This window comes from Streptomyces sp. bgisy130, from assembly GCF_057708345.1.
Window position 1 is genome coordinate 322,739 of the sequence record NZ_JBYISA010000001.1, and the last position, 20,974, is coordinate 343,712.

A 20,974-nucleotide genomic window follows, 5' to 3' on the forward strand; every position below is an offset into this window, starting at 1 on the left:
TTTGGCGGACGCCACCGATCGCCGACGATGAACTCCGCTCGGTAACCCCGGGTGCACAGCGCACGACGAGAGGCCCACCACGCCATGAACGACCGGCACACGCGCCGCTTCGGTCTGGGAACCGCCACCTGCCTAGTGATGGGCAACATCATCGGTGGCGGCATTTTTCTGCTGCCGGCATCGGTGGCCCCGTTCGGCACCGTCAGCCTCGTCGCCTTCGGCGTACTGACCGTCGGTGCCGTCGCTCTCGCCCTGGTCTTCGGCCGGCTCGCCGAGCGCCACCCGGACACCGGCGGACCCTACGTCTACGCGCGCGAGGCGTTCGGTGACTTCGCCGGGTTCCTCTCCGCCTGGTCGTACTGGACCATGACCTGGGTCAGCAACGCCGCGCTCGCGGTCGCCATCGTCGGCTACGTCCATGTGCTCCTGCCGGGCCGCCCCTCCGACACCACCGACCTCGTGATCGCCCTCGGCGCGCTCTGGCTGCCGGCCCTCGCCAACTTCGCCGGGACCCGCTACATCGGCCTGGTCCAGATGGTCTCCACCGTCCTCAAGTTCATCCCGCTGCTCTTCATCGCCGTCGTCGGGCTGTTCTTCTTCGACCCGGCCAACCTCGGCTCGTTCCACGAGGGCAGCGGCAGCGCGCTCGGCGGGATGTCCGCGGCCGCCGCGATCCTGCTCTACTCCTACGTCGGTGTGGAGTCCGCTGCGATGAGCGCGGGCGAGGTCCGCGACCCGGAGCGGAACGTCGGCCGGGCCACCGTCCTCGGCACCATCGGCTCCGCCGTGGTCTACCTCCTGGGCACCGTCGCCGTCTTCGGCACCGTCGCCCACGACAAGCTGGTGAATTCCCAGGCGCCGTTCTCCGACGCGGTGAACGCGATGTTCGGCGGGCACTGGGGCGGCACGGTCGTCGCGATTGCCGCCGTCGTCTCGATCATCGGCGCCCTCAACGGCTGGACCCTGATGAGCGCCCAGTCCCCCTACGCCGCCGCCAAGGACGGGCTGTTCCCCGCACCCTTCCTGACCAAGCGGCGCGGGGTGCCGACCTTTGGCGTCGTCGCCGCCGGGGTGCTGGCCAGCGCCCTCACAGTGATCAACTACCTGCTCGGCTCCGGCGGCGTCTTCGAGATCCTGGTACTGATCACCACCTTCTCGGCGACCGTGCCCTACCTCCTCGCCGCCGGCGCCCAGGTCTACTTCCTGCTCAGCGGCCGCCGCGACAAGGTCCGCCCGGCCCGCTTCGCCCGCGATCTGACCCTCGCCCTGACGGCCTTCGGCTTCACCTTCTGGCTCGTCGCCGGCGCCGGCTACGCGGCGATCTACCAGGGCGTGCTCTTCCTGTTCGCCGGCATCCTCGTCTACGCCTGGATGGCGGCCCGCCGTACCGCGCGCCAGGAGGAGGCGGCGGAGGCCGCGGCGGCGCCGCCTATGCCCGCGGACCACGAAGCGGTTCCCCCACCTGCCGCAAGTGCCGCAGCGCCTCCGCATACGACCTGACCAGCCCCGTCTCGTGGTACGGGACACCGATCTCGGCGCAGTACGCCCGCACGATCGTCTGCGCACGCCGCAGATGCGGTGTCGGCATGCTCGGGAAAAGATGATGCTCGATCTGGTAATTGAGCCCGCCGAGCAGGAAGTCGATCAGCGCCCCGCCCCGGATGTTCCGCGAGGTCAGCACCTGCCGGCGCAGAAAGTCCGGCCGGGCACCGCCGGTCAGCGTCGGCATCCCCTTGTGATTGGGCGCGAAGGTGCACCCCAGATAGACCCCGAACAGCGCCTGGTGGACGAGCAGAAAGGCGAGCGCCTTACCGGGCGACAGCACCAGGAACAGCGCGCCTAGATACAGCACGATATGCGCCAGCAGCAGCCCCGCCTCGCTGCCCCAGTGCTTCATGGTCGGCGACCGCAGCGCCCGGACGCTCGCCACCCGCAGATTGAACCCCTCCAGCGTCAGCAGCGGGAAGAACAGCTGCGCCTGATAGCGGCCGATGAAACGAGGCAGCCCCTGGGCGGCCCGCGCCTGGTCCCGTGACCACACCAGAATGTCCGGTGCGACGTCCGGGTCGAGCTCCTCGTGGTTGGGGTTGGCGTGATGCCGGGTGTGCTTGCTCATCCACCAGCCGTACGACATCCCCACCCCAAGGTTGCCGAAGAGCAGCCCGCCGAGCTCACTCGGCCGCCGCCCGCGGAACACCTGCCGGTGCGCCACATCATGGGTGACCAGCGCGACCTGCGCGAACACCACAGCCAGGAACGCGGCCACGGCCAGCTGCCACCAGCTGTCACCCAGCGCGAAGAACGCCACCCACCCACCGGCGAACGCCAGCGTCACCAGCGTGAGCCGCACCGCGTAGTAGCCGGGCCGGCGCCGCAACAGCCCCGCCGCCACGATGCGGCGCGACAGCCGCGCGAAGTCGCTTCCCGAGGCCGTCGCCGGACCGGCGGCCGGCCGGGAGAATTCCACACTCGTCGTCATACCGCCGAGTCTTCCGACCCGGCCCCCGCCCCGACAGCCGGTCCACCCCCGCCCCGACGGACGGTCCACCCCCGCACCGGGCCGGGGGCTGGCGCCACCTGAGGGGGTGCGGCTGCCCTCCGGCGGGGCTGCTACCGGGCGGGCCGTGGCGCGCCTGTCACCTGGCCGTTCGCCACCTGCCCGTCCACCACCTGGCCGTTCGACACCCGGCCGGCACCAGCCCACTCGCCGGGAAGCGGGAAGCGCACGCGCTCCCGCCCACGGGGAAGCAAGCCCTCTGACCGCTCCGGGGCCGCCGCTAACCGCCCGGAGCGTGCCGCTATCCGCCTGGTGCCTGCCGCTATCCGCCCGAGGGCCCGCCGGGCTCCCCGAGCGTGCCGCCACCCTCCGCACCGGCCTGGCTGAAGACGGGCAGCGCCCGCACCAGGTCGGGAGGAAGGGCGAGACCCTCCTCGGTGGACGGGTTGACCGCCAGCCACAGATCGTCCGCCGGCCAGTTCGCGGCCAGCTCGACGACGGGGATGCTGAGCGCCGCGCCGGGATCGCCCCCGGCCGCCACCAGCGCGTCCTCGGTGGTGAAGACGGGAATGTAGCGATTGCCGTCCTGCTCGATGACCGGCAGTGAGACAGCGCCTTCCGGTCGCGGCTCCTCGCCCTCGGCCGGCGGTGCCTGCGGCAGCAGGGCCATGCTGTTCGCGAGCTCGACCAGGGCGGCCTGGGTATCCGCCTCCGTCGCGGACCGCGCTCCCTCGGCGGACGATGCCTCGCTCGGGGGCGCGTTTTCGTCGGGTGTCGGGGTGCTCATGGCGTGTCCTCTCGTCGGCGTTGCTCACCGACCACCCGCTCGGCACGGGCGGAGCCGGGTTTGCCGCAGTCGCCGCCGGCTGCCGCCCAGCGACACGAACCGGGGCAAGCATGGCAATACCCCCCAGGCTATGCCGCCCCCCGCTCTATGCAACGTCCACAACCTGCGAGGCGGCGGGACATGTGCTCTGACCTGCACGGATGCCAGCCGGTCCGGCCGTGCACAGCGCCGCTGCCGCCTGCGGGCGCCGCGCACTGGATCCCGCATGACCTCACGAAACAGGACCCGCCCATACTGACCCCTGATGCATGGGGAGATCTGACCAAGCTCAGATGGGGGTTGCATGAGTACCGGGTCCGACCATCCGGCCTTAACGACGGGCCGTTCGATGATGTGGCTTCGTCGAATCGCAGTGCACCTCGGTGCGATGCATCTGAGTGGCGCGCTGTTGGTGCTCACTCTTCTTGTGCCGCCGGGGTGGGTGCTGGATGCCTACGGGGCGGCGCCGCCCGACGATCCCACGGCGGATGTGCCGCCGGTCATGATTCTGCTGGGTGCTCTGTTCGGCTGTGTCACCTTCCATGTGGCGGTGCAGATCCCGTCAGGACTGCTGGGTAGTTGGCTCGGGGGGAGCGGTGGAGCGCTTGTCAGCTATGCGATCGCCATGGCGGTGGCCGGAGTGCTCACGCTCGTTTTCCTGTGGGGAGTGGTGGGGGTGGCCGACCTCGCCGAATTCACCTCCTTGTGGCTCGACTACATGGCGCGCGGCGCAGTGGGCCTGGCCGGATATATCGGGCTGACGTCCTCCCTTGGGCGCCGGTCTGCGCACCCGATTCCCGGCGTTGAGGGCTGACGCTTCCTGTCGCCTGGGTCCCTGCCCTCCGGAACGGAGTGGGGGCCTGAACGATCCCTTCCGGTCGCGTTCGGTCACTATTGTTCAACGTGCAACCATCGCTCCCCTTCGCAAGTCCTCCACATGCAACACGAGTTCATCAGACTGTGGAGGGGATCTCTCTTGCGTAAGCGTCCTGCTGTCGCCGCTGCCGCCGTCCTGGCCGGTGCGCTGTCCTTTCTTGCCGCCGCGCCGGCCCAAGCCGCGGAGTATCACTCGGCGTTGAAGATCCGGGGCGTCCAGTACGACGCGCCCGGTCGGGACTCCAACAGATGCTCCTCGGGCAACACCCACCAGGAGTACCTGACGATCAAGAACTACTCGTCGTCGGCGACCATCAACCTCAAGGGGTACGTCGTCAAGGACGCCACCGGAAACCGCTTCACCTTCACCGCCAGTCACTACCTTGAGCCCGGGGACTATGTGAAGCTCCGGGGCGGCCACGGCACCGATTCCGACCGGTACAACGTGGTCTACCGCGACAACTGCAACTTCCTGTGGAACAACGACCGCGACACCATCTACCTGTACAAGCCCTCGGGCAGTCGCTCGGACGTCCACTCCTACACGAAGAGCGGGTCGGACTCCGACGGCGACGGCTACATCCGCTATCACCGCTGAGTGAGATGCGCGCGGGTGCCATCTCGGAGCAGAGGTGGTTGTGCATTACCGTGCACGCAGCACCGCCCAGCAAGGGTCGTACAGGACCCGGCCTCCGACCCCTGTACGGCCCCACCCGCGCGCCCTCTACAGCCCCACCCTCCTCTTCTCGTGATGCCGCCCTCTCCGGGTCGGCCGACAGGAGGGTTTCCACGGCGAGTGCTGAATCGGTCATGTCCACACGGGTGTTGAAGGTGGCGATGGTGGGCGAGGGCGCGGCAGTACCGACCCGCGAGCCGCTCAGTAGGGTGTCCGCATGATTCGGGCAGTGGTCTTCGATGTCGGCGAGTGTCTGGTCGACGAGACGCGGGAGTACGGGACCTGGGCTGACTGGCTCGGGGTGCCGCGGCATACGTTTGCGGCGATGTTCGGCGCGGTCATCGCGCAGGGGAGGGACTACCGCGAGGTGTTCCAGGAGTTCCGGCCCGGGTTTGACCTGTACGAGCAGCGGGACGCGCGCGCCGCTGCGGGCCGGCCGGAACGCTTTGACGAGTCAGATCTCTACTCCGATGTACGGCCCGCCCTGGCGCAGTTGCGCGGCGACGGCCTGTGGCTTGGGATTGCGGGGAACCAAACCGTACGGGCGGGCGCGATCCTCCGCGACTTGTTCGCCAGCGATGTCGACTTGATCGGTACGTCGGACGACTGGGGAGCCAGCAAGCCCGACCTGCTCTTTTTCGAGCGTGTGGCCGACGCTGTGCCCTTCGGGAACGATCAGATTCTGTATGTCGGGGACCGCGTGGACAACGACCTTCGCCCAGCGGTGGCCGCGGGTATGCACACGGCGCTCGTTCACCGAGGCCCGTGGGCCACGGTCCAGTGGAAGACCGTGGAGGCGCGCGAGCTTCCTACGTTCCGTATCGAGTCGCTGGTGGAGCTGCCGGAGGTCATCGCCCAGTTCAACGGGCGAGAGCGCTGACCGTCGTTGCCCATCCGTACAATCGGTCGTCGAGATCGCGCACGCACTGGTCGTGTTGGTGCGGCGCGAGTGCTCGCCGCACTTCCCGGATGCGGTCCATGCCTGTCGCGTACCAGGTGATCTCCAGCTGGTCGAGGGCAAGGCAGGCGTACCGGCACGCTTCCTCTGGCTGACCGGCAGCGGTCTCGACCGCGGCCAGGTCGCCATAGATGACGGTGCGCTGCTTGTCCTCCGAGGCCGGCATCTGCTCCAGGACGCCGAGCAGCGTTGCCCGGGCTTGCGGTAGGTGGCCGGCCTTCAATTGGGTGTGGCCCTTGAATGCGGCCAGACGTACAGGGTTGAACCAGTCCACCCATGCGGGCGTGGAGTGTTCGGACCCCGCAGCGAGTGTGTCCTCGGCATGCCTGATCAAGTGCAGTGCGGTACGAGTGTTCCCGCACCGGGTCTCGCACTCGGCCTCGACGGCATCGAGCCACGCCCAGAACTCGGCCGAGGCACGGCCGCGGCGGGCGTATGTACGGGCAGCGACCATGCGCTCCCCAGCGGTTTCCCGCTCTCCTGCCCACCCGGGGATGAAGGCTGTATGCGCGAGGACCGCGGATCCGATCAGGGAATCATCCGCCTCTCCGGCGGCCTGTAGGGCACGGAGCAGGGTGGCGCCGGCGTCATCAGGCTCTCGAAGATCGAAGAATTCGATACGCCCCGCGAGTAGCCATGTCTCAGCGAGGGCCGCAGCCATGGTGCGGCGCGTCTGTCCGGCGGTCCCGGGAAGCAGCGCGCAGCCGAGGTCGGCATGGGCGATGACGGCTGGGTGGAGCGCGGCGGGCGTCACCGACCAATACAGGCGTCGATGGGAGCGGGTGACGCTTGCGTAATCGGCGGCCACTGATGCGGGCTGCATCGGCGCAGCGGACTGTGAAGGCACGGCGGCCAGGTGGCTGCCGGCGCTTCTTGCGGCGACGGGGGCGTAACGACGGTGTGCGGCGGGGTGGTCGCGGCCGAGCGGAACGGTGAAGCCGAGGGCTTCCATATCCTGACCAGTCAGCTGCGTGAGGCGCTGTTGCAAGTCTGGGTGAGGCCATGGCGGATTGTCGGATTCCCAGCGTCGGACTTGTCGTACGCCTACGCCCAGTGCTTCGGCGAAGGTCTGCTGGGTGTGGTAACCGGCCGCCACACGGGCGGACTTGAGCTTCGCGTTTCCTGCGGGCCGCATTACGTGCACCTCCGTGGTGGGGTTGCGGACAGTGTCTCCCTGAAGTCCTCACGCTGGCTACTCATCACCCGTGAGGCATCGTCAAAGTCCCATTTGACGCTCGCAAAAGACCTCTTGAAGCCCTCGTGTTGAGGCATTAACAGGGCCAGTCTTGATGCATGTTGACCCGAGAAACTGTGTGTGAAAGGAGCCGCACTATGTCTGCATCGCAGGATTCTTGCGCACGGTTGGTGGTGCAGCCATGACGACCGACGGCGTGGAGCGGCAGGTCAGCGACCGAGACGCAATTGATGTGGTCACCATCGAAGAGACCATTGAGAGGGCATTGGGCGTAAGTCGCGGTCAGCCGCAAGCGAGCATGCTCGTCGACCTTGAGGCGCAGCTGCGCGGCCATATCACGTTACTTCGGGAGCCTGCCCGGAAGGCCGCTGACCGGATGTGGCCCGGTGGCACCAAGTGGCATCGGCATATCACGAGGTTGGACGGCATCGAGCGCCAGACGGAGCAGGAACTGAACCCGCTTCCGTTCGGTGCTCTGATCGAGGTGCAGCTGATGGCGCGTGACTGCCAATGGCTGCTGGACGGTTACAAGGAGGACTGGCGATGATCGAAGGACGGTGCCCTGACCGCTGCGGGGTCATGACCTCACAGGCCGGCTGGTGAGCGCCCTTCAGCCGGAGGTCGGCGATGAAGTGGAGTATGCCCCCGGGCGTCGAGCCGTCGTGACGGACATCCGGAGAGGCGACTACTACCTCCGGACGTCCGGAAACCGGGAGTGGCAGGTGCAGGACCCCCGCCAGTTGACGGTGAAGCGGACGCGTGCCGAGCGGATCGCAGCGGGGGATCTCGGATGAGCGGCATGCACGCATGTTGTGCGGGCTCCGGCAGGGCGTCGGTGTGCCCGCCGGTCCGACGGAGGCCTGGCCCCTCCGTCATTACCTCCCGGGTAATCGACCCCCCACCCCGCCGCCCGGCAAGGTGAAGGTATCGGTTCACGGGCCGGCGCACTCCGGCCCGTGAACCGGTGTCAGGCCGCGATGCCGTTCAGCCGGGCCGCGGAACGTCGTGTGAGGAGTGGGGAGTTCGAAATGACGCAGCATCAGGAGCAGGCTGTTCAGCAGGTGTCCGTTGCGGGGGACCGGTACGCGGCGGCCGTCGCGCGGTACTTCGAGGCGTGGAATGCGCGGGAGGAGGGGGCGCTGGGCAAGGCCGTGGAGGCGGCGTTCGGGGCGGACGTGACGTACACCGATCCGCTGGCGGATGTCGCGGGGCATGACGGGCTGGCGGCTGCGATCGCCGGGGCCCATGCGCAGTTCCCCGGTTATGTGTTCCGGCAGTCGGGCGGGGTGGACGGGCACCACGACATCGCGCGGTTCGGGTGGGAGCTGGTCAGCCTGGCGGACGGGTCGGCGCCGGTGGCCGGGTTCGATGTGCTGCGGCTGGGGGAGGACGGGCGGATCCGGTCCGTCCTCGGGTTCCTGGACCGGGTGCCGGCAGTGTGAGGTCGTGTGAGCCCGCCGGTGGCGCCCGCCCCCTATAGTCCGGCCCTCGGTAGTCCCGCCTTTCGCAGATGGGCCGCCGTCTCCGGATCGGCCGGCAGGAAGGTTTCCAGCGCCAGTTCGGAGACCGTCACATCCATGGGGGTGTTGAAGGTGGCGATGGTGGAGACGAAGGACAGCACGGTGTTTTCGTGCTCGATCATCATGGGGAGGGCGAAGGGGACGTGTTCCCCGAGGGCTGCCGAGGCGTGGCCGCCCGGTGGCAGGGGGTAGGTGCTCACCTCGTCGTAGAGCGCACGCAGGGGAGCGGAGCGCATCAGGGCCAACTGCCGCTCCATCTGGGAGAGAAGGTGGCCGCGCCACTCCCGGTAGTTGCGGATACGCGGGGCCAGGCCCTCGGGGTGCATGGTGATCCGCATGGCGTTCAGCGGCGGCTCCAGCAGCGCCGGGGCAACGCCCTCCAGCAGCATGGTGATCCCGCGGTTCGCTGCCTGGACCTGGTAGGTCCCGTCGACGACCAGCGCCGGAAACGGTTCGTAGCCGGTCAGCAGCCGTTCCATACCGGCGCGCAGGGCGGTCATCGACGGGTCGTCCAGCGGGGTCTCCGGGAAGGTCGGGGCGTAGCCCGCCGCGATCAGCAGGGCGTTGCGCTCCCGTACGGGGACGTCGAGATGTTCGGCGAGCCGGAGCACCATCTCCTGGCTGGGACGGGAGCGGCCGGTCTCGATGAAGCTGATGTGGCGGGCCGAGGAGTCGGCGCGCAGCGCCAGTTCCAGCTGGCTGATCCGGCGCCGGTCGCGCCATTCGCGCAACAGCGCGCCCACACCCGTGCTCGTCTCCGGCGACGAGGCCGCAGCAGTTGTCATGGGAGGGACGGTAGCCGAGGGGCGGGAGGCGGGGGGCCGGCCGACCCCTACTAGGGGAAGGGGGCGATCCACGGACGGTCCAAGGACGGGCCAGGTGCGGTCCGGGGGCGGTCCAGGGGCGGCGGACCCCACCCCTACGGGAGAGGCGGCTGCCGCGCCGCCCATCCGCGCGAAAGATCCCCCGGCGTGACACGCTGGGAACGGCGCGGCCGCCGCGGCAGCGGGGGGCTGCCCGGACCGCGACGTACCGGAAGCCGGCTCCTCGGCGGCCGGCCCACACGGCGAGAGGTGAGCGTGATGAACGCGCAGGTGGAACCGCTCAGTGCGAAGGAGATCGAGGAGCGTCTCGCGGAGCTGCCCGGGTGGTCCGTGGAGGGGGACTCGCTGCGCCGTCACTACCTCTTCCACGGGCATGTCCCGGCTGTCGCCATGGTCGTCCATATCGCGCAGATCCAGGAGGAGTTGGGGCACCATGCCGATCTCACCCTGGGCTACAACCGGGTCGGCGTCGCGGTGAACACCCACAGCATCGGCGGCCGGGTCACCCATCTGGACTTCGGTCTCGCCCGCCGTATCGAGGACATCGCGCCGGGCCACGGAGTGCGCTGACCCCGCAGCCACTGACCCGGCAGCCACTGACCCCGCGGCCGCTCAGCTGCCGCTGCGGGGCCGTACCACCCGCCCCGCGCGGGCCAGCTCCACATTGAACTGGGCGCCGGACAGCAGCGACAGATGGGAGAACCACAGCCAGATCAGGAACACCACCGGCCCGGCGAGCGAGCCGTAGAGCCGGTTGAAGGTGCCGACGTACGAGGCGTAGAGGGCGAAGGCGGCGGAGGAGATCAGCCAGAGGAGCACGGCGACCACACCGCCGGGGGCCGCCCGGCGCACCCCGCGGGAACTGGGCGGCCCGGAGCGGAACAGCACCATCGCCAGCACCGTGGCCAGGAGCAGCAGCAGCGGCCACTTCAGCAGGTTCCAGGTCGCCTCGCCCGCCTCGCCGAGCCCCACGGCCCGGCCCAGCGCGGTCGCGATCGGGCCGCTCACCAGCAGCGCCACCGCACTGCTGATCAGCAGCGCCATCAGCAGCAGCGCCGTGAACAGGATGCGCGGCGCCTTGCGCCACGGCGGCCGGTCGTCCTTCGTGCGGTGCATGGCGTGCAGCGCGCGGCGGAACACCGCCAGATAGCTGCACGACGACCACAGCGCACTGATCAGGGCGCCGCTCAGCACCACCCATGCCGCGGTCTGCTGGTGCGCCATCCCGACCAGCGCCCGGTGGACGGTCGGGCCCGACTCGGCCGGGGCGATCGAACTGATCTGGTTGATGAGCTGTTCGGTGGCCGGCGGATCGGCGAGACCGATCAGCGACACCGTGACGATCAGCGACGGCAGCAGCGCCAGCACCGAGTAGTACGTGAGGCTGGCGGCCCAGTCCGTCACATCGTCGTGCCACACGGACAGTGGCGTACGGCGCAGCGCGGTGCGGATCTGGGCCCAGGTCGGCAGCGTGGCCGGCTTCCTCGGCCCCACCGCCCCGAGTGCCCGGTCCAGCTGTGTCGGGTCCAGCCCGCGGCGCATACCGCTCCCGCCCATGTCGTATCCGTCCTCTCCGTCGGTCCGCCCTGCATCATCTCCCGTCCCGGACGCCGCTTACGCCACCCGGCCGGCCGGTGCCCCGCTCAGTCCAGCCCGCGTGCCCGCTGGAACCGCACCAGCCCGTCCGCCAGGTCCAGCACCGGATCCGGGTAGTCGTACGCCGCCCGCTCGGGCCCGGACAGCTTCCAGGGCCGGTGCACCGCCGCGCCCGCGAGCCCCGCGAGCTCCGGCACCCAGCGCCGTACGTAGTCGCCCCGGGGATCGAACCGCCGGGCCTGGACGAGGGGATTCAGCACCCGGTTCGGGCGGGTATCGGTGCCGGTGCCGGCCACCCACTGCCAGTTGAGCTGGTTGTTCGCCAGATCGCCGTCCACCAGCAGATCCAGGAAGTGCCGCGCGCCCACCCGCCAGTCCACATACAGCGTCTTCGTCAGAAAGCTCGCCACCAGCATCCGGGCCCGGTTGTGCAGCCACCCCTCGTGCAGCAGCTGCCGCATCCCCGCATCGACCACCGGATAGCCGGTACGGCCCTCCTTCCAGGCCGTCACCTCGGCGCGGTCGAAGCGCCAGCGGTCGCCCCGCGGGCGGTAGTCGGCGCGCGCCGCGTCGGGACGGGCCGCCAGCACCTGATGGTGGAAGTCCCGCCAGGCCAGCTGCCGTACGAACGCCTGGGCACCGGCGTCCCGGCGGGCCGACGCCTTGTGCACCAGCTCCACCGGTGAGAGGCACCCGAAGTGCAGATACGGCGACAGCCGCGAGGTGGCGTCGCCCGGCAGATCGTCCTGCCGGTCCTGGTAGTCGGCCATGCCCGACCGCTGCCAGGCCCCGAACCGGCGACGCCCCGCCCGTTCGCCACCCTCCGGCAGCGCGGGCGACGGCGTGCCGTCCGGGCACAGCACCCGCGCGGACGGCAGGTCCTCGGACCGCGCCTCGGCGGGGACCCGTACCGAGCGGGGCGCGGGCAGCACCGACCGCCGCCCCGCCGCCTGCCAGCGCCGGAAGTACGGGGTGAAGACCACGAAGTGGTCCTTGCCCGGACCGGAGGGCAGCACCGCGCCGGGCGGCAGCGCCGTGATCACCGCGTCATGGACCACCAGGGCACGACCCGCCGACGCCAGCTCCGCCCGCAACCGCCGCTCCCTGCGCAGCGCATAGCCGCTCACCCCGGCCGCGAGGTGCACCTCCCCGGCCCCGGTCTCCGCCGCCACCCGGCAGGTCTCGGTGACCACATCCCCCGTACGGATGACCAGCCGACCGCCCCGTTCGCGCAGCCCCGCATCGAGATCCGCCAGAGCATCGGCCAGAAACGCCGCCCGGTTGGGCACCACGAACCCGGCGTCGGCGATGCCCGTGTCGACGACGAACAGCGGTACCACCCGGTGCGCGGCCCGCAGCGCGGCATGCAGCACCGGCTGATCGTGCAGCCGCAGATCGGAGCTGAACAGGCAGATCGCTACATCCATGCCCTACGTCTACACCGAACGGCGCCGCCCGGGGCGCCGGTCGGGGGCGCCCGCCCGTCCGCCGGGCGCCCGCCCGTCCGCCGGGCGCCCGCCCGTCCGCCGGGCGCCCCGCCCGTCAGGCGAAGGGCAGCCCGCGCCACGGCGAGGACGGGTCCTGGGTGAGCACCCGGTGCAGATGCACCGCCTCCGCGTACTGCGGCCCGAACCAGCCGTTGTCGAACGCCAGCATCCGGCCCAGGGCATAGCCCGCGGCGAACTCCTCCCACGAGCCGTACACCTCCCGGGCCCGCGCGGCGACCTGCTGCACGGCCTGCTCGGCCTGGTGCGGTGCGCACAGCCGGGCGCCCAGGCCCCAGCGGACGAGACCGACGGCATGCGCCAGGTCCAGCGCCACCAGGGACACCACCCGGCCGTCGGCCGGCAGCAGCCCTTCCGCGCGCAACCGTTCCTCGTAGCGGGTCACGAGCTCGGGGACGGCAGGCGCTTGCGCGGCGTCCCGGGCGCCTACCGTCTCCGGCTTCTCACCAGCCGCGCCCTCCGGGGCCCCGGCATCCCGGGCCCGCAGCGCCGTCTCGGTCTCCGCCGGTACGAACTGCCCGCCGAGCAGCTGGTCCAGCCGCTGCTGCCAGGTGGCGGGGTCGGTCACCGACCACTGGTCGCGCAGGGTCTCGGCGTCCGCGGCGTGGTCGAGGAAGGCCGTACCGAGTTCGTTCCACGGCACGCTGTGGTGCACCGCGATCGGCGCACCGCACGCCAGCCCCTGCGCGACCGGGCCGTGCAGCGGACCGCCATAGTGCGTGACGAGCAGTCCGCCGGGCCGCACCCCGACCTGGGCGCGGACCCGCAGCCAGCCGGCGCGGTGGCCCGGCGACGCGGCCAGATACGCGGCACACGGCGTCCCGGGGTTCACCGCGAGCCGCCACTTGTCGTTCGGCCAGTCCTGCGCCAGTTCCTCCACCGAGACCCGGTCGAAGAACTGCTGCGGCTGCCACGGCGGCAGCATGCCGCGGGTCAGGACGGGAATGCATTTTGCACCCGCCGCCGGATCGTCGTAGACGGGCAGCGGGTCCTGACCCTGCTGCGGTACCGCCAGATACAGATCCTCACCGGCGATCGCCGCGACCTGACCGTCCCAGTCCCCACGCGCCGTTGCATCGCACAGCCGCCGCTCGGTATCCGTCGGCGGCATCCATCCCGGAGTAGCCACAGGCCAAGACCCTACGATCACCCGTTCCCCCGGGGGAACGTGGGGCCGCCGGCCCGCAGGATTGCACGCGCACCACCCGTCACGGAGGCTCGAGGCATGAGCGACCACGACCGTCCCGGACCCGGGCACCACCACCCGCACGACCGCGTCCACCCCGACTGGGAGGTGCTCGGCCCGGACCTCGAACGGGGCGCCGAGCTGTACACGCCGCTCTACGAACAGGCCGCGTCCTGGCTGCGCGAGGCCACCCCCGGCGGCGTACGCAGGGTGCTCGACATCGGCAGCGGGCCCGGCGTCGTCAGCTGTCTGCTGGCCCGGGCCTTCCCCGACGCCGAGGTGGTGGCGGTGGATGCCACCGAGGCGCTCCTGGAGCGGGCCCGCGACCGGGCCGCGCGCCTGGGCCTCGCCGACCGGGTCCACACGCAACTCGCCGAGGTCCCGGACGGGCTGGACGCCCTCGGCGGTGCCGATCTCATCTGGTCGAGCAAGGCCCTGCACCACGTCGGTGACCAGCGTGCCGCGGTCGCCGCCCTGGCCGGTCATCTGCGGCCCGGCGGACTGCTCGCCCTCGCCGAGGGCGGCCTCACCCCGCGCTTTCTGCCGCGCGACCTCGGCATCGGCCGCCCGGGGCTCCAGTCCCGGCTCGACGCGGCCGGTGAGGAGTGGTTCAGCGAGATGCGTGCGGCGCTGCCGGATGCCGTCGACGAGATCGAGGACTGGCCCGCCTTCCTCGCCGACGCCGGTCTGCGCGCACCGGGTACCCGCAGCTTCCTGCTGGATCTGCCGGCCCCGCTGTCCGCCGCCGCCCGCGCCCACGTCGTGACCACCCTGACCCGTGCGCGCGAGATGTACGGCGACCGCCTCGACGAGGACGACCGCACCGCCCTGGCCCGCCTCACCGACCCCGAGGACGCCGCCGGGTTCACCCGCCGCCCCGACGCCTTCTTCCTGTCGGCGCAGACCGTCCACACGGCGCGGGCGTAGCAGGGCCTGTCCGGTGGCGGGCCAGGGCGAACAGGCCCTGGCCCACCACCCGGCGACCGCCGCGCGCTATGCCTCCCTGCGCTCCCGGGCGGCCGTCCCGGCTCGGATCAGTCCTGACCCATCGGCTTGGGATGGATGACGGCGAAGGTCGCGCCCTGCGGGTCGCTCACCACGGCCATCCGGCCGGCGATCATGTCGAAGGGCCGCTGTAGCGCCGCGCCGCCGGCCGCGGTCACCTTCTCGACCGTCTCATCGGCGTCCGCCACCGAGAAGTACGCCAGCCAGTGCGAGGGGGTGTCGGCCGGCATCTGCTCCGACATCGGCTGCATCCCGCCCACCGGACGGTCGTTCACCTGGAGGGCGTAGTAGTTGTCGGCGCCCTCCATGGGGGAGCTCTCGATGCCGAGGGCCGACTTGTAGAACGCGGCGGCGGCCGACGGGTCGGTGGTGTTGAGTTCGTTCCAGATCAGCGCGCCGTGCTCGTTGACGATGCCGGCGCCGGGGAAGTCCCCGGGCTGCCAGACGCCGAACACCGCACCCGTGGGGTCGGCCGCGATACACATCCGGCCGAGCGTCATCACGTCCATGACGGGCATCAGGACCGTGCCCTCGGCTCCCCGCACCGCTTCGGCGGTGGCGTCCGCGTCGGCGGCCGCCAGGTAGGTGGTCCACACGGTCGGCGGTGCGGGCTGGCCGCCCATCTCGACCGCGGCCATGATTCCGGCGACCGGCTTGCCGTTGAGCTCACAGACCGCATAGCCACCGGTCTCCGGGGGCCCGATCTCTCCGGTCCACCCGAAGACCTGGGAGTAGAAGTCGATGGCCGCTTGCTGGTCAGGGGCCGCGAGGTCGATCCAGCAGGGCGTCCCGGGCTGGTAGGGAGCTGTGACTTCAGGCATCAGGGCCTCCTCGATGGGGCGCCTCCCGCCGTTGCGGCATACGGGAGGGGCAGAACGCGGAGGGGGCGCGGCCCCGGTCGGCACGCCGCGGGAGCCACCCCACACTCACCCTCCACAGTCACCGCCGTCCGCCGAGCCCGCCACTCGGGTACGACGCGGCGCCGCCCGGAGCAGCCGGGTGGCGCCGATACGGGCGGCGGATCAGCTCACGTCGAAGGTGGCCGGGTCCGGGCCGAGGCGGGTGCCGGTGTCCAGGCCGGCGAGCGCGGTGAGGTCCGCGTCGTCCAGCTCGAAGTCGAAGATGTCGATGTTCTCGGCGATGCGCGAGGGGGTGACGGACTTCGGGATGGCGACATTGCCGAGCTGGATGTGCCAGCGCAGCACGATCTGGGCCGGGGTCTTGCCGTGCTTGGCGGCGAGCTCCACGAGCGCCGGGTGCTCCAGGAGGCCCTTGCCCTGGCCGATCGGCGACCATGCCTCGGTGACGATGTTGTGCCGGGCGTGGAAGGCGCGGGAGGCGGCCTGCGGGAACTGCGGGTGCAGCTCGATCTGGTTGACGGCCGGGACGACGGAGGTCTCGCCCAGCAGCCGCTCCAGATACTCGGGGTAGAAGTTGGATACCCCGATGGCCTTGGCGCGGCCGTCCGCGTAGATCTTCTCCAGGGCCTGGTACGTCTCGATGTACGTGTCCCGGGCCGGCAGCGGCCAGTGGATGAGATACAGGTCCACGTACTCCAGGCCGAGTTTGGCCAGCGAGGTGTCGAACGCGCGCAGCGCCGCGTCGTGGCCCTGGTCGGCATTCCAGAGCTTGGTCGTGACGAAGAGCTCGTCACGGGCGATGCCGGAGGCGGCGAGCGCCTTGCCGGTGCCCTCTTCGTTGCCGTAGATCATCGCGGTGTCGATGCTGCGGTACCCGGCGTCCAGGGCCTGGCCGACGGCGGTGGCCGCCTGCGCGTCCTCGACCTGCCAGACGCCGTAGCCGAGCTGCGGCATCGCGACGCCGTTGTTGAGCGTGATGGACGGAACCTTGCTCACGGGGGAATCGATCCTTACGTCGGCTTTCTTCTTCTCGGATGTCAACGATCATCCGCCGGGGCGCATTCCCGCGCGGCGGGACGGGATGCGCGCCACGCGGAGCGTTCCCGGGTCCGCGCCGTGGGCGGGGCCGGTTGACCGCCCCCGGTCACGTCTGGTACAGCGCGTCCACCTCGACCGTGTAGGCCGTCTCGATCGCCTTGCGCTTGAGTTTCAACGACGGGGTCAGCAGCCCGTGTTCCTCGCTGAACTGGTTGGCCAGTATCCGGAACGTACGGATCGACTCGGCCTGGGAGACCAGGGTGTTGGCTGCGACGACGGCGCGCCGGATCTCGGTCTCCAGGTCCGGGTCGCGCACCAGGTCGGTGGGCGGCATCTCCGGCTTGTCGCGCATGGCCAGCCAGTGGGTGACCGCCTCCGGGTCCAGGGTCACCAGCGCGGCGATGAACGGCCGGTCGTTGCCGACCACGATGCACTGGGCGACCAGCGGATGCGCCCGCACCCGCTCCTCCAGGCCCACCGGCGAGACCGTCTTGCCGCCGGAGGTCACCAGGACCTCCTTCTTGCGGCCGGTGATCGTCAGATAGCCGTCCTCGTCCAGCGCGCCCAGGTCACCGGTGGAGAACCAGCCGTCGTTCAGCACGGCATCGGTGGCCTTGGGGTCGTTGTGGTAGCCGTGGAAGATCTGCCCGCCGTACAGCCAGATCTCGCCGTCCTCCGCGATGTGCACGGTGGTGCCCGGGACGGGGGTGCCGACGGTGCCGAAGCGGGTCCGCTCGGGCGGGTTGGCGGTGGCGGCCGCGGTGCTCTCCGTCAGGCCGTAGCCCTCGAAGATCCGCACTCCGGCGCCGGCGAAGAACAGCCCGAGCCGGCGCTCCATGGCCGAGCCGCCCGACATCGCATGCCGCACCCGGCCGCCCATCGCCGCCCGGACCTTGCTGTAGACGACCTTGTCGAAGAACTGATGCTGCATCCGCAGGGAGGCACTGGGGCCGGAGCCGGTCCCGAAGGCCTTGTGCTCCTGCGCCTCGGCATAACGGACCGCGATCTCCACGGCCTTGTCGAACGGCCCCACCTTGCCGTCCGCCTCCGCCCGGCGCCGGGCCGCGGCGAATACCTTCTCGAAGATGTACGGCACCGCCAGGATGAAGGTGGGCTGCAAGGTCTGGAGGTCGGGCAGCAGCGCACGGGCCGCCAGCTCGGGCTGGTGGCCCAGCTTGACCCGGCCACGGATCGCGGCGACCTGGACCATCCGCCCGAAGACATGGGCCAGCGGAAGGAACAGCAGAGTGGCCGCCTCGTCGCCCGGCTTGGAGTGGAAGACCGCCTCGTAGCGCAGCACGATGTTGTCGGACTCGGCCATGAAGTTGGCGTGGGTGATCAGACAGCCCTTGGGGCGGCCGGTGGTGCCGGAGGTGTAGATGATCGTCGCCGTGGCGTCCGGGGTGACGGCCATCCGGTGGCGGTGGACGACATCGTCCTCGATGTGCGCACCGGCCGCGGTCAGTTCGGCCACCGGGTCGGCGTCCAGCTGCCACAGCTTGCGCAGCTGCGGAAGCCGGTCGATGACCGAGCCGACGGTCATCGCATGGTCCTCGTGCTCCACCAGACACGCCGAGACGCCCGCGTTGTGCAGCATCCAGAAGACCTGCTCCGCCGACGAGGTCGGATACAGCGGTACGGACTGGACGCCGATGGACCACAGCGCGAAGTCGAACAGGGTCCACTCGTAGCGCGTACGCGACATGATGCCGACCCGGTCGCCGAACCGGACGCCCTGGGCCAGCAGGCCCTTGGCCACGGCGAGAACCTCGTCCCGGAACTGTCCGGAGGTGACGTTCTGCCAGTTCCCCGCGTCGTCCTTACGCGCCAGGGCGACGCGATCGGGATCGGATTCGGCGTGCTCGTAGACAGCATCCGCCAGCCCGCCGACCCGGGGCGCGGTCGCCAAAGGCGGGACGGTGAACTCGCGCAATGACCCAGCTCCTCGTGGTGTTGCTCACAAGGCCGCGACCGTACCCCACCGTGACGGCATCCGGCAGAGCCGTACCACGTCGCGAACGCGGCGGCACAGGAAATGACCAACTGGAGAAATCGGGTTACTCCGGAGAAGCAGGGACAGGGATCAGCTGGTTCAACGCCGGACGATCACGGCGCCGGGACCATATCTGCACCAAATCTCTGCACGTGACAGCGGATTGGCCGGCCTGTCCGGAACGCCGCCGCGGATCAGGGGAGCTGGAGGCGGTCGCCGCCCGCGAGGATCGCCTCGGCCAGTGCCTCCGCCGGGCCCCGCGCCGCGCGGTCGCGCTGTCCGTACACAAGAACGAAATCCACGCCGCCCAGTTCCGGAAGTCCGGCACGTGGCTGAATCTTGACCAAGCCTGGCGGGATCATGCCTCTCGTATGTGCCATTACGCCCAGTCCTGCCCTGGTTGCGGCAATCAGTCCGTTGAGACTTCCGCTGGTGCACGCGATGCGCCACTCCCGGCCCGCCCGCTCCAGCGCCTCCAGCGCACGGGCGCGGGTCAGCGCGGGCGGCGGGTAGACGACCAGCGGCACCGGACGCTGCGGATCGAGCCGCAGCCGCTCGGCCCCCACCCACACCAGCCGGTCGCGCCAGACCAGCTGTCCGTGCGAGTCCGCCGGACGCCGCTTGGCCAGCACCAGATCCAGCCGGCCGGCCGCCAGCAGCTCGTGCAGGGTCCCCGACAGCTCGACGGTCAGCTCCAGATCGACCTCGGGGTGCTCCCGCCGGAACTCTTCGAGGACCTCCGGCATCCGGGTCAGCACGAAGTCCTCGGAGGCCCCGAAGCGGAGCCTGCCGCGCAGCCGGGTGCCCGCGAAGAAGCTCGCGGCGCGCTCGTTCGCCTCCAGGATCGTGCGGGCGAAGCCGAGCATCGCCTCGCCGTCCTCGGTCAGCTGCACACCGTGGGTGTCGCGGACGAACAGCCGGCGCCCGGCGGCCTCCTCCAGCTTCCGTACGTGCTGGCTCACCGTCGACTGCCGCAGCCCGAGCCGGTGCGCGGCCTGGGTGAAGCTCAGCGTCTGCGCCACGGCGAGAAAGGTGCGCAACTGCGCGGGTTCGAACACGGCTCTCCGTCCCGGGCCGGTCCCAGGGCCTGCGGCCCCTAACGGCGCTTATCGCGAAACAGCATCACAGTGACCACAGTAAACAGGGTTCCCGATGGCCGCAGGTCACGGCACCCTGGAGGGGCCCGCACCGGCCACCGTGCCGTCTGTGCCTGCCGCACGCCCCAGGCCCCGAGCCCCCGAACGACCGAAGAGAGACCATGCGCCGCCCCCCTCTGCCCAAGCTCCCGTCCCGGCTGCCCGTGGACGGCTACCTCCTGGCGCTGGCCGGCACCGTCGCCCTGGCCGCGCTGCTGCCCGCCCGCGGGCCGGCCGCCACCGCCGCCGAGGGGGCCGCCACCGGAGCCGTCGCGCTGCTCTTCTTCCTCTACGGCGCCCGGCTCTCGACCCGCGAGGCCATGGACGGCCTGCGCCACTGGCGGCTCCACCTGACCGTTCTTGCCTGCACCTTCCTGCTCTTCCCGGTGCTCGGCCTGGCCGCCTACCTGCTGGTCCCCCAGGTCCTGCCGCCCACCCTCTACACCGGCCTGCTGTTCCTGTGCCTGGTGCCGTCCACGATCCAGTCCTCCATCGCCTTCACCTCCCTGGCCCGCGGCAATGTCGCGGCGGCGATCTGCGCCGGCTCGTTCTCCAGCCTCGTCGGCATCGTCGTCACACCGCTGCTGGCCGGCCTGGTCCTGCACGGGAACGGCGGCGGCTTCTCCGCCGGGTCACTGGTCCCGATCGTCTGCCAGCTCCTGCTGCCGTTCCTCGCCGGGCAGTTGCTGCGGCGGTGGATCGGCGACCGGCTCGCCCGCCACAAGAAGGCCCTCGGCCGGGTGGACCGCGGCTCGATCCTGCTCGTCGTCTACGCCGCCTTCAGCGCCGGTGTGGTCCAGGGCATCTGGCACCAGGTCTCCGCGCTGCGGCTGCTGTGCCTGCTGGGGGTGGAGGCCGTCCTGCTCGCGGTGATGCTGTCCGCCACCTGGTACGGCTCGAAGCGGCTCGGCTTCCACCGGGCGGACCGGATCGCGATCACCTTCGCCGGCTCCAAGAAGAGCCTGGCGGCCGGCCTTCCGATGGCCAGCGTCCTGTTCGGCGCACAGGCCGGGCTCGCGGTGCTGCCGCTGATGGTGTTCCACCAGATGCAGTTGATGGTGTGCGCGGTCCTCGCGAAGCGCTTCGCGGCCTCCGCGCCAGGGGAGCCGGCGGTGGCGGCCGCCGCAGGGGGAAGCCCGGAGGCGGAGACCGCGGGGGACTTGGCGGTGAGCGGGGCGCGGCGGTAGGGCGGGAACGGGGGTGGACCATTTCAGGGGCCAGTTCAGCGGAAGCCCGTGTGCCCGCCCCCGCGAGTCCGCCCGGCCCGTAAAGCATCCAGGGCC

At 70.7% G+C, this 20,974-nt stretch carries 20 protein-coding genes; 9 read left to right on the forward strand and 11 right to left on the reverse strand.

Annotation, left to right across the window (positions count from 1 at the left end; genetic code table 11):
- Positions 1 to 84 precede the first annotated feature (84 nt).
- Complete coding sequence (locus AC3EUV_RS01560; protein ID WP_435601932.1) at positions 85 to 1,500, forward strand: amino acid permease; 1,416 nt, start codon at positions 85 to 87, stop codon at positions 1,498 to 1,500.
- Here the strand turns inward: AC3EUV_RS01560 and AC3EUV_RS01565 are convergent.
- Both AC3EUV_RS01565 and AC3EUV_RS01570 read right to left on the reverse strand, forming a co-directional pair.
- Positions 1,430 to 2,479, reverse strand: a complete 1,050-nt coding sequence (locus AC3EUV_RS01565) for a fatty acid desaturase family protein (RefSeq protein WP_435601933.1) — start codon at positions 2,477 to 2,479, stop codon at positions 1,430 to 1,432. The two genes, AC3EUV_RS01560 and AC3EUV_RS01565, sit on opposite strands and share 71 nt — an antisense overlap.
- A 340-nt stretch (positions 2,480 to 2,819) precedes the next feature.
- Positions 2,820 to 3,284, reverse strand: a complete 465-nt coding sequence (locus AC3EUV_RS01570) for an SseB family protein (RefSeq protein WP_432140523.1) — start codon at positions 3,282 to 3,284, stop codon at positions 2,820 to 2,822.
- 343 nt (positions 3,285 to 3,627) lie between these two features.
- On the opposite strand from AC3EUV_RS01570, the gene AC3EUV_RS01575 reads away from it, so the two are divergent.
- From AC3EUV_RS01575 to AC3EUV_RS01585, 3 genes are all read left to right on the forward strand, one after another.
- Positions 3,628 to 4,137: a hypothetical protein gene (locus AC3EUV_RS01575; RefSeq protein WP_435601934.1), complete on the forward strand. Its 510-nt coding sequence runs from the start codon at positions 3,628 to 3,630 to the stop codon at positions 4,135 to 4,137.
- A 123-nt stretch (positions 4,138 to 4,260) separates the two neighbouring features.
- The gene (locus tag AC3EUV_RS01580; protein WP_435601935.1) at positions 4,261 to 4,797 is read left to right on the forward strand and encodes a lamin tail domain-containing protein; all 537 of its coding nucleotides are present in this window, start codon (positions 4,261 to 4,263) and stop codon (positions 4,795 to 4,797) included.
- 295 nt (positions 4,798 to 5,092) lie between these two features.
- A complete protein-coding gene (locus tag AC3EUV_RS01585) occupies positions 5,093 to 5,755 on the forward strand; it encodes an HAD family hydrolase (RefSeq protein ID WP_435601936.1) in 663 nt (220 codons plus the stop codon).
- Here the strand turns inward: AC3EUV_RS01585 and AC3EUV_RS01590 are convergent.
- Positions 5,736 to 6,968, reverse strand: a complete 1,233-nt coding sequence (locus tag AC3EUV_RS01590; RefSeq protein ID WP_435601937.1) for an NsdA family TPR-like regulatory protein — start codon at positions 6,966 to 6,968, stop codon at positions 5,736 to 5,738. The genes AC3EUV_RS01585 and AC3EUV_RS01590 overlap by 20 nt on opposite strands.
- 241 nt (positions 6,969 to 7,209) lie before the next feature.
- Between AC3EUV_RS01590 and AC3EUV_RS01595 the strand changes: the two genes are divergently transcribed.
- Together AC3EUV_RS01595 and AC3EUV_RS01600 are read left to right on the forward strand one after the other, a co-directional pair.
- Positions 7,210 to 7,575 (forward strand): DUF6415 family natural product biosynthesis protein, encoded by a 366-nt coding sequence (locus tag AC3EUV_RS01595; RefSeq protein ID WP_432140528.1) that lies wholly within the window; start codon positions 7,210 to 7,212, stop codon positions 7,573 to 7,575.
- A gap of 514 nt (positions 7,576 to 8,089) precedes the next feature.
- A complete protein-coding gene (locus AC3EUV_RS01600; protein WP_435602049.1) occupies positions 8,090 to 8,470 on the forward strand; it encodes a nuclear transport factor 2 family protein in 381 nt (126 codons plus the stop codon).
- A gap of 32 nt (positions 8,471 to 8,502) precedes the next feature.
- Here the strand turns inward: AC3EUV_RS01600 and AC3EUV_RS01605 are convergent, their stop codons facing one another.
- Positions 8,503 to 9,333 carry a helix-turn-helix domain-containing protein gene (locus AC3EUV_RS01605; RefSeq protein ID WP_435601938.1) on the reverse strand — a complete coding sequence of 277 codons (831 nt, stop codon included), beginning with the start codon at positions 9,331 to 9,333 and terminating at the stop codon, positions 8,503 to 8,505.
- A gap of 297 nt (positions 9,334 to 9,630) precedes the next feature.
- Here AC3EUV_RS01605 and AC3EUV_RS01610 point away from each other — a divergent pair, with 297 nt between their 5' ends.
- Positions 9,631 to 9,942, forward strand: coding sequence for a 4a-hydroxytetrahydrobiopterin dehydratase (locus AC3EUV_RS01610; protein WP_432140530.1), 312 nt, complete (start codon positions 9,631 to 9,633; stop codon positions 9,940 to 9,942).
- A 42-nt stretch (positions 9,943 to 9,984) separates the two neighbouring features.
- Here the strand turns inward: AC3EUV_RS01610 and AC3EUV_RS01615 are convergent, their stop codons facing one another.
- From AC3EUV_RS01615 to AC3EUV_RS01625, 3 genes are all read right to left on the reverse strand, one after another.
- Positions 9,985 to 10,929 carry a YihY/virulence factor BrkB family protein gene (locus tag AC3EUV_RS01615; RefSeq protein ID WP_432140531.1) on the reverse strand — a complete coding sequence of 315 codons (945 nt, stop codon included), beginning with the start codon at positions 10,927 to 10,929 and terminating at the stop codon, positions 9,985 to 9,987.
- An 86-nt stretch (positions 10,930 to 11,015) separates the two neighbouring features.
- Positions 11,016 to 12,395: a cryptochrome/photolyase family protein gene (locus AC3EUV_RS01620; protein ID WP_435601939.1), complete on the reverse strand. Its 1,380-nt coding sequence runs from the start codon at positions 12,393 to 12,395 to the stop codon at positions 11,016 to 11,018.
- 115 nt (positions 12,396 to 12,510) lie between these two features.
- Positions 12,511 to 13,584, reverse strand: a complete 1,074-nt coding sequence (locus AC3EUV_RS01625; protein ID WP_435601940.1) for a DUF1266 domain-containing protein — start codon at positions 13,582 to 13,584, stop codon at positions 12,511 to 12,513.
- A gap of 114 nt (positions 13,585 to 13,698) precedes the next feature.
- On the opposite strand from AC3EUV_RS01625, the gene AC3EUV_RS01630 reads away from it, so the two are divergent.
- Positions 13,699 to 14,586, forward strand: a complete 888-nt coding sequence (locus AC3EUV_RS01630) for a class I SAM-dependent methyltransferase (protein WP_432140534.1) — start codon at positions 13,699 to 13,701, stop codon at positions 14,584 to 14,586.
- 107 nt (positions 14,587 to 14,693) lie between these two features.
- On the opposite strand, the gene AC3EUV_RS01635 is transcribed toward AC3EUV_RS01630, so the two are convergent.
- From AC3EUV_RS01635 to AC3EUV_RS01650, 4 genes are all read right to left on the reverse strand, one after another.
- Entirely contained in the window at positions 14,694 to 15,485 is a 792-nt protein-coding gene (locus AC3EUV_RS01635; protein WP_432140535.1) for a VOC family protein, read from the reverse strand.
- A gap of 201 nt (positions 15,486 to 15,686) precedes the next feature.
- Positions 15,687 to 16,520, reverse strand: coding sequence for an aldo/keto reductase (locus AC3EUV_RS01640; RefSeq protein ID WP_432140536.1), 834 nt, complete (start codon positions 16,518 to 16,520; stop codon positions 15,687 to 15,689).
- Between the two features lie 148 nt (positions 16,521 to 16,668).
- Positions 16,669 to 18,495, reverse strand: a complete 1,827-nt coding sequence (locus AC3EUV_RS01645; RefSeq protein WP_432140537.1) for an AMP-dependent synthetase/ligase — start codon at positions 18,493 to 18,495, stop codon at positions 16,669 to 16,671.
- A gap of 254 nt (positions 18,496 to 18,749) precedes the next feature.
- Entirely contained in the window at positions 18,750 to 19,613 is an 864-nt protein-coding gene (locus AC3EUV_RS01650) for a LysR family transcriptional regulator (protein WP_435601941.1), read from the reverse strand.
- Between the two features lie 200 nt (positions 19,614 to 19,813).
- Between AC3EUV_RS01650 and AC3EUV_RS01655 the strand changes: the two genes are divergently transcribed.
- Positions 19,814 to 20,878: a bile acid:sodium symporter family protein gene (locus AC3EUV_RS01655; protein ID WP_435601942.1), complete on the forward strand. Its 1,065-nt coding sequence runs from the start codon at positions 19,814 to 19,816 to the stop codon at positions 20,876 to 20,878.
- Positions 20,879 to 20,974 lie beyond the last annotated feature (96 nt).

What these genes read in the sequence shown, in the direction of transcription:
- AC3EUV_RS01560 (WP_435601932.1), top strand. Translation starts at nt 85, where the DNA reads ATGAACGACCGGCACACGCGCCGCTTCGGTCTGGGAACCGCCACCTGC.
- AC3EUV_RS01565 (WP_435601933.1), bottom strand. Translation starts at nt 2,479, where the DNA reads ATGACGACGAGTGTGGAATTCTCCCGGCCGGCCGCCGGTCCGGCGACG.
- AC3EUV_RS01570 (WP_432140523.1), bottom strand. Translation starts at nt 3,284, where the DNA reads ATGAGCACCCCGACACCCGACGAAAACGCGCCCCCGAGCGAGGCATCG.
- AC3EUV_RS01575 (WP_435601934.1), top strand. Translation starts at nt 3,628, where the DNA reads ATGAGTACCGGGTCCGACCATCCGGCCTTAACGACGGGCCGTTCGATG.
- AC3EUV_RS01580 (WP_435601935.1), top strand. Translation starts at nt 4,261, where the DNA reads ATGCAACACGAGTTCATCAGACTGTGGAGGGGATCTCTCTTGCGTAAG.
- AC3EUV_RS01585 (WP_435601936.1), top strand. Translation starts at nt 5,093, where the DNA reads ATGATTCGGGCAGTGGTCTTCGATGTCGGCGAGTGTCTGGTCGACGAG.
- AC3EUV_RS01590 (WP_435601937.1), bottom strand. Translation starts at nt 6,968, where the DNA reads ATGCGGCCCGCAGGAAACGCGAAGCTCAAGTCCGCCCGTGTGGCGGCC.
- AC3EUV_RS01595 (WP_432140528.1), top strand. Translation starts at nt 7,210, where the DNA reads ATGACGACCGACGGCGTGGAGCGGCAGGTCAGCGACCGAGACGCAATT.
- AC3EUV_RS01605 (WP_435601938.1), bottom strand. Translation starts at nt 9,333, where the DNA reads ATGACAACTGCTGCGGCCTCGTCGCCGGAGACGAGCACGGGTGTGGGC.
- AC3EUV_RS01610 (WP_432140530.1), top strand. Translation starts at nt 9,631, where the DNA reads ATGAACGCGCAGGTGGAACCGCTCAGTGCGAAGGAGATCGAGGAGCGT.
- AC3EUV_RS01615 (WP_432140531.1), bottom strand. Translation starts at nt 10,929, where the DNA reads ATGGGCGGGAGCGGTATGCGCCGCGGGCTGGACCCGACACAGCTGGAC.
- AC3EUV_RS01620 (WP_435601939.1), bottom strand. Translation starts at nt 12,395, where the DNA reads ATGGATGTAGCGATCTGCCTGTTCAGCTCCGATCTGCGGCTGCACGAT.
- AC3EUV_RS01625 (WP_435601940.1), bottom strand. Translation starts at nt 13,584, where the DNA reads ATGCCGCCGACGGATACCGAGCGGCGGCTGTGCGATGCAACGGCGCGT.
- AC3EUV_RS01630 (WP_432140534.1), top strand. Translation starts at nt 13,699, where the DNA reads ATGAGCGACCACGACCGTCCCGGACCCGGGCACCACCACCCGCACGAC.
- AC3EUV_RS01635 (WP_432140535.1), bottom strand. Translation starts at nt 15,485, where the DNA reads ATGCCTGAAGTCACAGCTCCCTACCAGCCCGGGACGCCCTGCTGGATC.
- AC3EUV_RS01655 (WP_435601942.1), top strand. Translation starts at nt 19,814, where the DNA reads ATGCGCCGCCCCCCTCTGCCCAAGCTCCCGTCCCGGCTGCCCGTGGAC.